This is a genomic window from Psychrobacter sp. UBA3483, assembly GCF_002377905.1.
Taxonomy (GTDB): Bacteria; Pseudomonadota; Gammaproteobacteria; order Pseudomonadales; family Moraxellaceae; genus Psychrobacter.
Window position 1 is genome coordinate 1 of record NZ_DFQS01000016.1, and the last position, 13,659, is coordinate 13,659.

Here is a 13,659-nt window from a genome sequence, read left to right on the forward strand (position 1 = left end):
GCTGGTGTTGTTGCTAACGTCCTTAGCTAAGCATCAAAGCACTAACGCTATCAGAGTAATCTGATCACGTTAAGCAATAAGAAAAAGCCATCCTGATAAAGGGTGGCTTTTTTTGTGGGGTGTGAAGGTGAGAGTGCATCATTTGAGGTATTTATATTACTTTTCACTCACTATAACTTTAAAGGCTTTAAATTACACAGATTACTTCATATATAGTAGATATAGGATTAAAAATTTGCTTATGGATAGCTATAACCCTTATTATATAACGGCAGCATTTTAAAAATAAAAACACAATAACCCAAATCGGAGTAAATAATGATTACCCATGTACCTGATGTAACTTTTAAAACTCGTGTTCGTGATGAATCTATCGGCGGAGATAACCCATTTAAATGGCAAGACCTAACCACAGATGAGTTATTTGCTAATAAGAAAGTGGTGGTTTTCTCTCTACCAGGTGCTTTTACGCCAACGTGTTCGACCAGCCATTTACCTCGCTATGAAGAACTTTACGATGAATTTAAGGCGTTAGGCATAGATGAAATCGTTTGTATTTCTGTTAATGACGCTTTTGTCATGTACCAATGGGGCTTAAAGCAGAACCGTGAGAATGTTTTCTTGCTTCCTGATGGTAATGGTGAGTTCACTCGTAAAATGGGCATGCTGGTTGATAAGAGCAATCTGGGCTTTGGTATGCGCTCATGGCGCTACTCGATGTACGTCGACAATAAAGAAATTAAGAAAGTGTTTAAAGAAGCGGGTTTTGACGACAACTGCCCGACAGACCCGTTTGAAGTATCAGATGCAGATACCATGTTAGAATATCTGAAAAGTAATGCTTAATCACAATCCTTGAGTACATTGACGTTTGATGGGTACCATCAGTCGTTGATAAATGCTTAAATTTGATCAAACTGCGTGGTTCTTAAATATAAGGACTACGCAGTTTTTTTATATTTTCTACAAAAGTTTTGGCAACATTAAAATAAATGCCTAAGATAGCGTTAAATATGAGGCGCTAAAGCGGGTATTTATGACATAGATAATGTCATTTCTGAGTAATTATAAAAATGACGATAACATAGTATTTATTGCATAAGAAAAATAAAAGGAAAAGCGGTGTTTATTATAAAGAAATTAGCAACCAATACATCAGAGCGGCAACAAGCGATTCAAGCCGTTGCAAATATCGAAGCGCTCGTACAGCCGCACGACGCATGGACTGAGCAGACGTTGGCTGAGATACTCCCGCAAGATAGTATGCATATGCTCATAGTTTATAAACAAGAAGATAAAGCCGATAATAATAAAGTCATTGGCTACTGCCTCTATCAAGTAATTTTTGAGCAAGCAGAGATACTGCGTATTGGCACCCATCCTGACTATCAGCGTCAAGGTATTGCCTCACAGCTTTTTGCTACATTAAATAATGAGCTAATAAATAATAAAGTAGAAAGCTTATTGTTAGAAGTGCGCGCAGACAATGCGCCAGCGATTGCCTTATATGAGCAGCAAGCGTTTGCTGTGATTCATATACGTAAAAATTATTATCAACTGCCGCATCAGCCCGCTATCGATGCCTTGATTATGCAGCGAGTTTACCATTAACAATGGGTTGTTTAGAGGATAGTTAAGTCATGCTTGCGGCGGTATTTTCTTTTTGCAGATATCAATGTTGGAGAGATAGTTTTCATCGGTTTTCATGCGTTCAAGCACTTCAATGCGTTCAGCCAACATCTCTATCATGAGGTTAATCGTCGTTTGCTGCTTTTTAACTTGCGCCAGTTTTTGCTGAGTAAGGTTTAGCTGCAAATCAATATCAAGCTGGCCGTCATAATAATCATTGAGGCTGTCTTTGATTTCAGTCAACGTGAAACCAATGGCTTGGGCGCTTTTTATCAGCTCAATACGCTCGACGCATTCGGGATGAAACTCGGTATATAGCCGTGAACCTGCTTGGCGTTTGCGAGATTTTAGTAACCCCAATTGGTCGTAATGACGAATGGTATCTTTGGTAGTATTGGCCTTGGTCGCCAATGTGCCAATCAATAAAAATGCTGTATCGGGTGCCATGATAGCCTCGTAAGTAAAATAGCTAACTTACTAATTATGTAAAAAATGATAGCAAGCATTATTTGTTGCTATGCTTATTTAATATTAAAGTTATTTAAAAGTAGATAAGAACGCTGCGAAACTAAATATTTGCTCAATCAATTTACGTTATATGTTTAATTGCCAAGGCTGTGGGTTATCGAGTAATGAGACAGCCAAAGGCTGATGAGAGTTACTTTGCCATTTAACGGAACGGCTGCCAATGAGGGTATCTAGCTCTAGCAAAAAGTCAGCGCGTGGCAATATTTCAGCTCCCAAACTGAGCAGATGGTCGTTTGGCAGCTGACAGTCTACCAATTGGACATGGCTTTGCTCACATAAACGCATCAAGCCCCAAAAGGCAAGCTTTGACGCATTAGACGCAACATGAAACATCGATTCACCAAAATAAATACCGCCTATTTTTAAGCCATATACACCGCCAATTAGCTGCTGTTTATCATCCCAAACCTCAATGCTATGGGCAAAGCCTTGGGCGTGTAGCTCGGTATAGGCGTCAATCATCTCGCTATGAATCCAAGTATGTTCGCCCTCGGGTAACGTGCTATTTAAACCATCGCTACGCGGTAAACTACAAGCATGGATAACGTCGTCGAACGCTTGATTGAGGGTTAATTGCCAACGGCTGCGATTCGCTTGTTTGCGTAGTGATTTACTAGGCTTATAATCCGTTGGCAGCATAACGCAGCGCGGCTCAGGACACCACCACGCGATAGGCTCATCTTCATTAAACCACGGAAATAATCCCTGCGCATAAGCAGAAATCAGCGTTTCAGGCGCTAAATCTCCACCGATAGCGACGATACCGATGCCATCAGCATCAACGATCGCAGGATCGGGAAAATTATAACGCCCAAGACTTTTTATGTATTGACGAAAAGATTCAGGCGCTATAGCAGCCGCATTAATATTAATATCAATGCGGTCGTTATCTTTAGCAAAATCGCTCATTTATGCTTCTTTATCTTCAGTCAATGTCGACGCATAAGTATGATCGGTTGCCACTGTCTCACCAATCGCATCTAAATACTTTTCAGCATCAAGCGCTGCCATACAACCAGTACCCGCCGAAGTGATGGCTTGACGATAAACGTGGTCGGCGACGTCACCTGCGGCAAAGACGCCTTCGATACTGGTTTGGGTGGCATTGCCATTTAGACCACTATTAACGATGAGGTAGCCATCTTTCATATCTAGCTGGCCTTTGAACAAATCTGTATTTGGCTTATGACCAATGGCGACAAACATACCAAACACGTCTAATTGCTTGGTGCTGCCATCAATCATCGATTCGATGACCAACCCATTGACACCCATATCATCGCCGACGACTTCGCGAACTTTATGGTTCCATTCGATTTTGATGTTACCGTTTTTGACTTTTTCAAACAGCTTATCTTGCAGGATTTTCTCAGAGCGCAAGCTGTCGCGGCGATGGACTAGCGTCACTTCAGAGGCGATGTTTGATAAATATAAGGCTTCTTCAACAGCGGTATTACCACCACCAATGACCGCGACTTTCTGGTTTTTATAAAAGAAACCATCGCAGGTGGCACAAGCTGATACGCCAAGACCGCGGAATTTGTTTTCTGACTCTAATCCTAAATACTGCGCAGATGCACCTGTTGAGATAATCAGGGCATCACAAGTATAGCTACCATTATTACCGATTAGAGTAAAAGGGCGTACGTTTAAATTGACTTCATTGATATGGTCGTAGACCAGTTCGGTGCCAAAACGTTCGGCATGGGCTTTCATACGATCCATAAGCGCAGGACCAGTTAAATCATGCGCGTCGCCTGGCCAGTTATCGACTTCAGTAGTCGTGGTCAGCTGCCCGCCAACTTCTAGACCGGTGACCATGACAGGTTTTAGGTTGGCGCGTGCTGCATAAACGGCAGCGGCGTAACCGGCAGGGCCTGAGCCCAAAATAATGAGTTTTTCGTGGCGCGGAGCCGTGCTATCAGTTGCCATAAAATTTCCTTGCTTGCTATCTAAATAAGAAATATAAAAATTAAAATACGTGGTACAAATGATAAATGTTATAAAAATAGTCGCTAAAAGTCGCGATGAATATGGTTTTTCTTATTGCTGTGTGATAATAACATAAGGGCTGAGGGCAAAAAGTGCAAGTTTGCTAAAATGAATATGGATATCATTAGAATCAAAGCACGGAGAGTTTAAAGACTGCTTTTAAAATGAAAGCAGAATTTTTTATTGCACACCGCTTTATTACTGAAAAGTGTGGCGAATGTTCGGTTAATGACTGCATTTTTTGCTCAACCGCTTAATAATGCATTTTCTTCTGCGCTTTCTTGATAACACTGTCGCCACTACGCCTATGTATTTGTTATTATAAGAAGTTATGCAAGCGTAGTGGTCAGTGAATAACGCAGAAAGTTAGATGATGACTGATACACTGCTTTTATACATTGTTTTTATATATTGCCATCTAATAGTAGAAAATCACTTCAGCATGAGAAATTTCAACCATAAGCTAGCAACCACTTAATTAATAACCAGCACTAACGAGCATTAACAACGAGTATTGACAACAAGGCAGATCTTACGTGATATCAGCACCACTTATTGAGTATTTAAAAAAGGGCATATTTACCCTGCTTGGGTTAATGCTGGCGGTTTATTTGTTTGTCATTTTGATGACGTATACGGGTAACGATCCGAGCTGGTCGCACATCAGTAGTGACATGACCACCGTAAATAATATGGGCGGTGAGATGGGCGCGTGGCTGTCAGATTTGCTCTATAGCTTTTTTGGGTTTGGTGCTTGGTGGTTACTGGCGTTTTTGGTTTATGAGTCGGTGCTGATTTGGTGGGACAACAAACCAACGTTTTGGTTATTACGTTTGGTGGCTTATGTATTTTTGCTCTTAAGTGCCAGTGCCTTGTTTGCGCAATTGGTGGCGCTAGTACAGCAAGTTGCAGACCCAATGACGTCTGGGCTTAAAGGGGTTGCTGGCGGTATTATTGGGCTTGAGCTGCAAGCACGTTTGGCCCAGCTTTTATCGCAGTGGGGTAGTGTGACGTTTTTGACAGTATTTGTGGTGATTACTGCTACGTTTGCCTTTAATATTCATTGGCTAGCGATTTATCAAAAAATCAAAACATGGTCATGGCGCGATGCTGCAGTTCAAGACAATGCGGCTCAAGCGCGTGATAGTAAACGCGATAATATACAAGCCGCGCCAGCAGCATCTGAGCAACAGCAAAATGATGAAAGTGTGAGCGATGCAAAAGCGGCGCAGGGCTTTGAGCAGTTACCACTCGATTTGCCAGCTACTGACCATGCTAATCATGCTCAAACCGCCGATAAAAGTGGTCGCTTTAACAACGTATTGAAAGAGTTTTTAGCGACGTCAGGTCTTGGTGCTAGCGTTAAAGCGTCTATGTCAACGGCAGCAGCAGTGGCACAAACGGCAACGAATAGCGCAGCGCAAGATGAGCAATTACAAACAGCTTCAGCTAATGTAAGCAATTTTAGTCATGTTAACCAACAGCAACCCTCAGCGCCTGTCGCAAATCCTGTGATGGCGCCTGCACGCAAAGTTGAACCAAGTTTTGCTTGGAACGATGCCGATACGGTTGATGATTTGTTGGCGCGTGAAGCAATGGCTGAGCAAGAGACGTTTGGTTATGATACTGCTGCTACAAACACCTCAACCCTCGCTAAATCTGCTGCTACGTCTAATGCTTTTGATAATATTAATGATGAAGATGAAATAACAGAAAGCGTTGATTTAGCAGTTGATAGCTTAGCAATTGATAGCTCAGCAGTTAATCACTTAGCAGATGCGTGGTTGGCCGAACATGCAGCAGTGTCGGTAGCATCTGAGTTAGAGCAAGATGACGCTATTATTGAAGCGCCAGTAATAGAGGCATCATTTGCTGAAGAGCCAGAGGTAGCAGAGGATTCATTTGATAATGACATTGATGACTCAATGGATGACTTCTCTGAAGCTTGGTCTATCGCAGACTCTGAGTTTACCGATGACTCTGAGTCTTCTACCCAACATGAAGTGCTGTCAACTCAACACGCAGTGACGAAAGACTGGCAAGCAGATAACGCTGCTCCAGCCGATGAAATCAGTGAAATCGTTGACATGACGCCGACCAATACGCCGCCTGCCAATCCTAAATTAGCGCCGACGGTAGATACTGGTACTTCAGTGACCAATACTGCTCCGGCGGCTGCTAAACCGACCGTAAGCTTTGCAGTGCCAGAGGGTGATAGCAGTAATCATATTACTGACATGGTGCCAGAAGATGACAGCCGAGCTGACGAGACTGATCTGCCGGTGATGCCGCATATCAGTGATGATGCCGCTTTTAGTCAAAAATCACGCTCAATGCAAACCGCCGCTTATCGTAGCAGCCTGACGCCGATTCCAGAGCTATCGATTTTGGATAAGCCAGACCCTGACCGTAAGCCAAGCTATACATTGGCGGAGCTTGAGCAATTGTCAGAATTATTAGAGATTAAGTTGCAAGAATTCAACGTCAAAGCAAACGTGGTCAATGCCATTCCAGGCCCTGTCGTTACGCGCTTTGAAGTAGAGCTTGCGCCTGGCGTCAAAGCCAGCAAGGTGACAGGTATTTCGCGCGATTTGGCGCGCTCGCTATCGATGGCGTCTTTACGCGTGGTCGAGGTCATTCCGGGTAAACCTTATATCGGAATTGAAGTACCGAACAAACAGCGCGAAATGGTACGTTTGATTGAACTATTAAATACGGAAAAATTTAAAGACCCCAAAGCGCAAATCAGCATGGCGATGGGTAAAGATATTGGCGGTAATCCGATTATCACCGACCTTGCGCGCGCGCCGCATATGCTCGTTGCGGGTACCACAGGCTCTGGTAAATCGGTATTGGTCAACTCTATGCTACTCTCTATGCTACTCAAATATACGCCAAATGAGCTGCGTATGATTTTGATTGACCCAAAGCAGCTCGAGCTTGCCAACTATAATGATATTCCGCATCTGTTAACGCCAGTGGTCACCGATATGACCGAAGCGGCCAGCGCCTTGTCGTGGTGCGTGGCAGAGATGGAGCGCCGTTATCAGCTGATGAGCTTGCTCAAGGTGCGTAAACTTAACGAGTTTAATAAAAAAGTCATCGCCGCCGAAAAAGCAGGTAAGCCGATGCTCGATCCCTTATGGCGTCCCAATGACAGCGTCAGTGTTAGCCAAGCGCCTAAGCTGAAAACCTTACCGATGATTGTCATTGTCGCCGATGAGTTTGCCGATATGATTATGCAGGTCGGTAAGCAAGCTGAAGAGCTTATAACGCGATTAGCACAAAAATCGCGAGCAGCTGGTATTCATTTAATGCTTGCCACTCAGCGGCCGTCCGTCGACGTTATTACTGGTTTGATTAAAGCCAATATTCCGGTGCGTGCCGCGCTCCGAGTAAACTCAAAAGTGGATTCGCGGACGATTTTGGATAGCGGAGGCGCAGAAGACATGCTTGGTAACGGTGATATGCTGTTCTTAGGGCCTGGGCAAATTGAGCCGGACCGCGTCCATGGTGCTTATGTCAGCGACGAAGAGGTCAACCGTGTCTGTGATGCATGGCGGGAACGCGGTGCACCCGATTATATTGATAATATGGCCGGTAACTTTGAGCTATCGAGTCCCAGTGGTGGCGCCAGTACCGCCAATGCTTCTGGTGAAGATGACGATTTATATAATGACGCCGTGGCTTTTATTATGGAAACGCGTAAAGTATCAGCATCTAGTATCCAGCGTAAATTTAGCATCGGCTATAACCGTGCGGCGCGTATCGTCGACTCGATGGAAGAGGCGGGCTTGGTTAGCTCAATGGGTAAAAGTGGTAAGCGCGAGCTGTTGATGTAAAGGTTAATAAACCTCATATTTAAAATGAAAAGCGAGTCATGAGAGTGGCTCGCTTTTTTGTTGGAAAAATAAAGTAGCGCTAACCTGCAAATGACTATTGAGTTTATTTATCAATGCTAAACAACAATTTTTTATACTAAACTGGTGAGTGTTTATAAAAAATAAGCAACAATTTTAAAAAATATGAATCTATCACTCTCCAAGGACGGTCAGTTATGTTTAAAGAATATACCCAATATGATGCATTGGCGTTGGCAGCGCTGGTGAATGCAGGGGAAGTCAGCGCCAAAGAATTGTTAGACGCCGCCGTGAATCAAGCCAATGCGCTCAATCCTAAATTAAATGCCATTATCCACCGCTTTGATGAGCGTGCCTACGCTGCTGCAGAAAAGGGCTTGCCAACAGGCGTCTTTAACGGCGTCCCTTATCTGCTAAAAGACCTGTCGTTTCATTTTGCCGATGAACCAATTACCATGGGCAGTCGCAGCGTCAATATCGTATCAGAAAGCGACAGCGAAATCGTTAAGCGTATGAGAGCCACTGGCGTCAATACCTTTGGTAAAACCAATACGCCAGAATTTGGCCTCATTATTACCACTGAGCCCAAAGCCCATGGCGTCACGCACAATCCTTTTAAAAAAGGCTATAGCTCAGGCGGCTCATCGGGCGGTAGTGCCGCCGCAGTCGCAAGCGGTATTGTGCCAATGGCGGGTGCGGGTGACGGCGGTGGTTCGATACGCTTTCCGGCGGCATGGTGCGGCGCGTTTGGATTTAAGCCAAGTCGAGGCCGTAACCCTATGGGCCCAGAAATTGGCGAAGGCTGGGAAGGGGCGGTCGCTGACCATGTGATTACGCGAAGTGTGCGTGATAGCGCGGCGATGCTTGATGCGACCAGTGGCGCAGAAATCGGCGCGCCTTACGTCATTGCACCGCCCGACGGCACGTTTTTGCAAGCAGCCATGCGCGCGCCAAGGCAATTAACCATCGCCCTGCATCAACAGCCATTGGTTGCCAATACTGAGGTCGATAAAGAAGTACTTGCCGTATTAGAAAAAACCGCGAAGCAACTAGAGGCCATGGGTCATCGTGTGGTCCCAGCTGAGCCGAGCATTAATATTGAGCAATTTTGGCATGATTTTTTAGTGGTGGTCTGTGCCCATACCGCTTTTACCATTGATAATATCGAGCGCTGTTACGGCGCACAGCATATCCAAAACCTTGAGCCGCAGACTTATAATATGGCAATGCTTGGGCGCTCATTATCTGCTGTTGATTTAGCCCACGCTAAGCATGGCTGGCACGCTAGCCAATATCAAACGGGCTTGCTGCTTGAGACGTACGATATGATTTTATGTCCAACCGTGCCAACGCCTGCGGTCAAGCATGGTGTGCTGCCGCCAAGCCGTATGGATGAAACACTGATGCGGAGCGCAGGCTTGCTCAATAAAGGCATTAATATGGGCAGATTCGCCTTTAGCTCAGGTATGATTGAGAAGCTCAGCGCTCCAGTACTTGGTAAAATGGGCTTTACCATTTTAGGTAATGTCACCGGCTTACCAGCGATGTCGTTGCCTGTGGGTATGAGTAAAAAAGGTCTGCCGATTGGGATGCAGCTGATTGGGCGGATGAATGATGAAACGACGTTATTTAGTATCGCAGGCGAGATGGAGCGTGCTGGCATGTTTACCAAACCGGCTTTTGAGAAATAGTTTTATACGATTAAAAAAGTTTTGTTAAATACCCAATTTTTAGAAAATACAGCCAAGCAGAAACGCTTTGATTAAGACAACGTTACCAAAATAGCATTTTAGTCAAGCTAGCGCGTTAGACAAAAAACAGCTTAATCAAAGCGATAAATATCCATACCTAAGCTGTGGTGCGCCATGCTTTGATGCACCACAGAGACGCGTTGACCGGCACCTAAAGCAAAGAATAACGGCAATAGGTGCTCATCACTTGGATGTACATTTTGATAATTAGGATATTGCTGCCAATCTAAAGCGCTTGGAATATCCGTTTTTAGTTGTTGCAGCAGCCAAACTTTAAAGTCTTTGGCGGTCTCATCGATACTCTCTGCTTGCCAACGTAATGCCTGTAAATTGTGAGTGATATTGCCCGAGCCAATCAAAAGAATTTCCTCAGCGCGCAGTTGCGCCAGTTGCGCGCCCAACTGATAGCAAGCGATGCTGTCATAATGCTGCGGCAAAGAGATTTGTACGATGGGTATATCAGCCTCGGGATACAGATGCAGAAGTGGCGCCCATACCCCGTGGTCACTGACGCGTAAAGGGTTTACACGGCAGGTAATACCGCGCGCTGTTAGCTGCTGCGCCAATGTTTCCGCAAGTGCTGGTTGGCCGGCTGCTGGGTATTGCAAATCATAGAGCTCGGGCGCAAAGCCAGAGAAATCATGCCACGTCTTTGGTCGCGGATTGCTACTGATTTCAAGCTTGGCCGACTGCCAATGCGCCGACATAATGACAATAGCGCGCGGTTTGGGCAAGTTTTGACCAATACGTGCCAGCGCACTGGTGGTTGCGGATTGTTCGATGGCGAGCGTCGGTGCTCCATGCGAGATAAATAGCGCGGGCAGCTTAGTCTGTTTTGATGAGGTTACAGGATTCGCTAGCACAGACGCGTCTGTCCAAGCAGCCGCTGAGGTAATTGGCGCCTTCTTGGAGGTTGTCGTATTTTGACGTTCGCTCTCATGTTGTAAAGCGTCCGTCATGGCTTTGGGTGTCGCAGGTTTAGGATGTTTCATGGTGCATTTATTAGGGCGCGCGCCTATATTTCAATCCGTTTTACGAAGATGCGTTGCCATTATTTTTTATAGGGCATGGTTGATTTTTATAGCAAATGACTGTTTTTATAAAGGTTTTAATTACCGCGATGATAAGGATGGTTGTGATTGATACTCATAGCGCGATACAGCTGCTCCATTAATACCACGCGCACTAAAGGATGCGGCAGCGTCAGCGCAGATAACGACCATTTCACATCTGCTTTTGCCAATACCTCTGGCGATACGCCGTCAGCGCCGCCAATGACCAACGCAATATCATCGCCTTGCTGCATGCCATCAGCCAATTTTTCAGCCAGTTGTTCGGTTGAGAGCATTTTACCTTTTACGTCGAGCACCCATAATTGCTCGCGTCCAGCCGCAGCATGAGTGGCTAATATCGCTTGACCTTCTTGCTCACGGTACTGGGCCAAATTGGCGTCTGAGGGGTTTTTGGCGCGTTTAGCGGCGGCAATTTCTACGATTTCGGTACTAAGCATAGGCTGGATACGCTTAAAATATTCATCAAAACCAGTTTGTACCCATTTGGGCATTTTATTTCTAACACTCAATATTCTTACTTTCATAATATAGACCACTTTTATAATGGGTTAAATGTAACAAAAAAATTCTGCGCTTAAGATATTGTAACAAACAGACCTTTTACAAAGCATTTTTTTGTGCTTTACTAGCATTCGACCAACAGTTGTTCTTTATTATACTTGCTGTTTTTATCGTTACATGGTCTTATTGTTAACTAGTATTTATCGTTGAATAGTGAAGAAAGCGTCAGCAACCCTGTACCGTCTTTTTGATAGAGCATAAGATAGTTTGCAACATTTTTTAAACGAAAGGAGTCGTTCATGAACCGTACTATATCAAGTCTATTAGCACTTAGCGCAGGTGCGCTACTCTCAACCTCTGTGTTTGCTGCTTCTTTAAACGGCACGCAGTGGCAAACCATTGATGATAAAACTGGCGAGAAAAAAGCCGTTATTCAATTGACCGAAAGCGGTGGTAAAGTTTCAGGAAAAATCATCAAAGTATTGAATAAAGAAAAGGCAGACGCGCTTTGTACCAAATGTCCTGGTAGCCTAAAAAACAAACCGGTTGAAGGTCTACAAATATTGTCAGGCTTAAAGGCCGATGGTAATAATCAGTGGAGTGACGGTAAGCTGGTCGACCCTGAATCAGGAAAAACTTACTCTGGTAAGCTAACCTTGAGTGACAATGGTCAAAGCTTAAAACTGCGCGGCTATGTCGGCACACCTGTCTTTGGTCGCTCGCAAACGTGGCAGCGCATTAAGTAATTTTTGCCAGTGCTCTTATAAAAGCAAATTTATAAAGCAAACTTATAAAACAAAAAGGATAGCAGATTGATATGTGCTGTCCTTTTTTAATGCTTTAACGTTAAGCCATTACCTCAATACTCTTATTTTAAGACGCTATCACCTTAAAGCTCACGAACCATTTTCTTAGTCATCATTTGACATTAGCGGCTTGATGGTTTCTGATACGCTGTCATCACTCTGTTGCTCGTCGTTTTTACTATTTGAGGGCGTAGGTTTTGGAATAATTGTCAATGTCGCATCTGACTCAAAAACAATGGCTTCGATATCATCAAAACTATGCATCCCTTCAGAACGCATTGCGCTTTCTAGCTCTTGACGCGTTAGGCGCTCAGCACGCATGGCATCTGGTAAAAATTGCCCTTGATAAAAAACAATCCGCGGCTCCGATAAAATAAGATGACTAAAACTGGCCGAGACAGAAGCGTATTTGGTCACTAAAAACTGTAAACAATACAAGGTCACAATAGCGGCGCTGCCTTCGATAAACGGAATTTCTTCGAGTAAAATCGTACTGGCACTCAAAGAGCCAATCATCACCGTCACAATCCAGTCAAAGTTATTGAGCTGCGAGGTCGAGCGTTTTCCAGATACTTTGGTAATTAACACAATTAACGCATAAACCATGATCGCTGTTAAGATAATGCGCCCAAGTTTTTCTATATTGTCAAAAAGCAGCATGTCCATGATTTGGACTCCTATTAATCATAAAATACTGTCCAATGTTTTATCGCTAGCAAATAGGGTTTGACTAAAAACAGCGTAACGGAATTTCATCATTAATAGTGCAAAAAATTTGTATTAGGTTGTCTCTATAGGCACTCAATAATGGCAGGCGCTCAAAGGACTTGACGATTAGTGGCTATGCTTAGGGTTAAGGAGACGGTTGATCAACAAGATACTAAGACGCGCGCTGACTAAGCTCAGCACCAATATCATCACCAACGCCGAAAGCAGGGGTAGCGGCTGCTGAATGGCCATCTCAGTTAATACTTCACGGCTCACGGCATCAAATAAGAAAAACCAAATACCTAAAAAATAAACTATAGTAAGTAGCCAAACCACCGCAACGCCGCCAAACATCAAGCGATTGATTTCCTTTTTATCTAGCGCACGCTGTTGATGCTTAATAAATTTATGCACCGCGATATAAGCGCCGACGATGATGGATACGACAGTGACCAGCTGTGAGTTTAGGGCAAATTTGGTTTGCACCATCATAAATATGGCACTGGCCAAAACATAACCCACCGCAAAGAATCCGATATATGGCGCCATTTTAGGCGGCATTACGTTTAGGTTGCTAGAAGTATTGCCCGCGGTTTGACCATCTTTTGCTGAACTAAGACGCTTGCTAAGCTGCATTGGTTTGCGTGACATAAAAATAACCTTTATGAAGGGTAAAGCGTAGGGTGTTAAAACATATTAAGCATGAACGCTGATTTTTATTAATGTTTTGGTGGTGTATCAAAAAGTATGCTGGGGCAATAAAAGAAGGGTGACAGCCGAAGCAAGATGATATATTTGAGGTTATGAAGAC

12 protein-coding genes are annotated in these 13,659 nt (G+C 44.1%); 5 read left to right on the top strand and 7 right to left on the bottom strand.

Going from position 1 to position 13,659, the window contains the following annotated elements:
* Window positions 1-318: 318 nt before the first annotated feature.
* Together B2866_RS02890 and rimI are read left to right on the top strand one after the other, a co-directional pair.
* Entirely contained in the window at window positions 319-846 is a 528-nt protein-coding gene (locus B2866_RS02890) for a peroxiredoxin (protein WP_296190544.1), read from the top strand.
* A gap of 276 nt (window positions 847-1,122) precedes the next feature.
* Entirely contained in the window at window positions 1,123-1,611 is a 489-nt protein-coding gene (rimI, locus tag B2866_RS02895; protein ID WP_296190547.1) for a ribosomal protein S18-alanine N-acetyltransferase, read from the top strand.
* Window positions 1,612-1,638: 27 nt separating this feature from the next.
* Here the strand turns inward: rimI and B2866_RS02900 are convergent, their stop codons facing one another.
* From B2866_RS02900 to trxB, 3 genes are all read right to left on the bottom strand, one after another.
* Window positions 1,639-2,076: a MerR family transcriptional regulator gene (locus tag B2866_RS02900; protein ID WP_296190548.1), complete on the bottom strand. Its 438-nt coding sequence runs from the start codon at window positions 2,074-2,076 to the stop codon at window positions 1,639-1,641.
* Window positions 2,077-2,223: 147 nt separating this feature from the next.
* On the bottom strand, window positions 2,224-3,066 hold the full coding sequence (aat, locus tag B2866_RS02905; protein ID WP_296190550.1) for a leucyl/phenylalanyl-tRNA--protein transferase: 843 nt from the start codon (window positions 3,064-3,066) through the stop codon (window positions 2,224-2,226).
* Window positions 3,067-4,089, bottom strand: a complete 1,023-nt coding sequence (trxB, locus tag B2866_RS02910) for a thioredoxin-disulfide reductase (protein ID WP_296190552.1) — start codon at window positions 4,087-4,089, stop codon at window positions 3,067-3,069.
* 596 nt (window positions 4,090-4,685) lie between these two features.
* Between trxB and B2866_RS02915 the strand changes: the two genes are divergently transcribed.
* Together B2866_RS02915 and B2866_RS02920 are read left to right on the top strand one after the other, a co-directional pair.
* Entirely contained in the window at window positions 4,686-7,991 is a 3,306-nt protein-coding gene (locus tag B2866_RS02915) for a DNA translocase FtsK (protein WP_296190553.1), read from the top strand.
* A gap of 215 nt (window positions 7,992-8,206) precedes the next feature.
* On the top strand, window positions 8,207-9,700 hold the full coding sequence (locus B2866_RS02920) for an amidase (protein ID WP_296190555.1): 1,494 nt from the start codon (window positions 8,207-8,209) through the stop codon (window positions 9,698-9,700).
* Window positions 9,701-9,831: 131 nt separating this feature from the next.
* Here B2866_RS02920 and B2866_RS02925 read toward each other — a convergent pair whose 3' ends face one another.
* Window positions 9,832-10,752: a DODA-type extradiol aromatic ring-opening family dioxygenase gene (locus tag B2866_RS02925; RefSeq protein ID WP_296190557.1), complete on the bottom strand. Its 921-nt coding sequence runs from the start codon at window positions 10,750-10,752 to the stop codon at window positions 9,832-9,834.
* Between the two features lie 116 nt (window positions 10,753-10,868).
* A complete protein-coding gene (rlmH, locus tag B2866_RS02930) occupies window positions 10,869-11,357 on the bottom strand; it encodes a 23S rRNA (pseudouridine(1915)-N(3))-methyltransferase RlmH (RefSeq protein WP_296190559.1) in 489 nt (162 codons plus the stop codon).
* A gap of 276 nt (window positions 11,358-11,633) precedes the next feature.
* Between rlmH and B2866_RS02935 the strand changes: the two genes are divergently transcribed.
* Window positions 11,634-12,080, top strand: coding sequence for a DUF2147 domain-containing protein (locus B2866_RS02935; protein ID WP_144296396.1), 447 nt, complete (start codon window positions 11,634-11,636; stop codon window positions 12,078-12,080).
* Window positions 12,081-12,245: 165 nt separating this feature from the next.
* On the opposite strand, the gene B2866_RS02940 is transcribed toward B2866_RS02935, so the two are convergent.
* Window positions 12,246-12,806 carry a DUF421 domain-containing protein gene (locus tag B2866_RS02940; protein ID WP_296190561.1) on the bottom strand — a complete coding sequence of 187 codons (561 nt, stop codon included), beginning with the start codon at window positions 12,804-12,806 and terminating at the stop codon, window positions 12,246-12,248.
* A gap of 168 nt (window positions 12,807-12,974) precedes the next feature.
* Entirely contained in the window at window positions 12,975-13,499 is a 525-nt protein-coding gene (locus tag B2866_RS02945) for an ABZJ_00895 family protein (protein ID WP_296190564.1), read from the bottom strand.
* Between the last annotated feature and the right edge of the window lie 160 nt (window positions 13,500-13,659).

Coding starts and splice junctions, on each gene's coding strand:
- B2866_RS02925 (WP_296190557.1), bottom strand. CDS start 10,752: ATGAAACATCCTAAACCTGCGACACCCAAAGCCATGACGGACGCTTTA.
- B2866_RS02940 (WP_296190561.1), bottom strand. CDS start 12,806: ATGGACATGCTGCTTTTTGACAATATAGAAAAACTTGGGCGCATTATC.
- B2866_RS02890 (WP_296190544.1), top strand. CDS start 319: ATGATTACCCATGTACCTGATGTAACTTTTAAAACTCGTGTTCGTGAT.
- B2866_RS02945 (WP_296190564.1), bottom strand. CDS start 13,499: ATGTCACGCAAACCAATGCAGCTTAGCAAGCGTCTTAGTTCAGCAAAA.
- B2866_RS02935 (WP_144296396.1), top strand. CDS start 11,634: ATGAACCGTACTATATCAAGTCTATTAGCACTTAGCGCAGGTGCGCTA.
- B2866_RS02920 (WP_296190555.1), top strand. CDS start 8,207: ATGTTTAAAGAATATACCCAATATGATGCATTGGCGTTGGCAGCGCTG.
- trxB (WP_296190552.1), bottom strand. CDS start 4,089: ATGGCAACTGATAGCACGGCTCCGCGCCACGAAAAACTCATTATTTTG.
- rlmH (WP_296190559.1), bottom strand. CDS start 11,357: ATGAAAGTAAGAATATTGAGTGTTAGAAATAAAATGCCCAAATGGGTA.
- aat (WP_296190550.1), bottom strand. CDS start 3,066: ATGAGCGATTTTGCTAAAGATAACGACCGCATTGATATTAATATTAAT.
- B2866_RS02900 (WP_296190548.1), bottom strand. CDS start 2,076: ATGGCACCCGATACAGCATTTTTATTGATTGGCACATTGGCGACCAAG.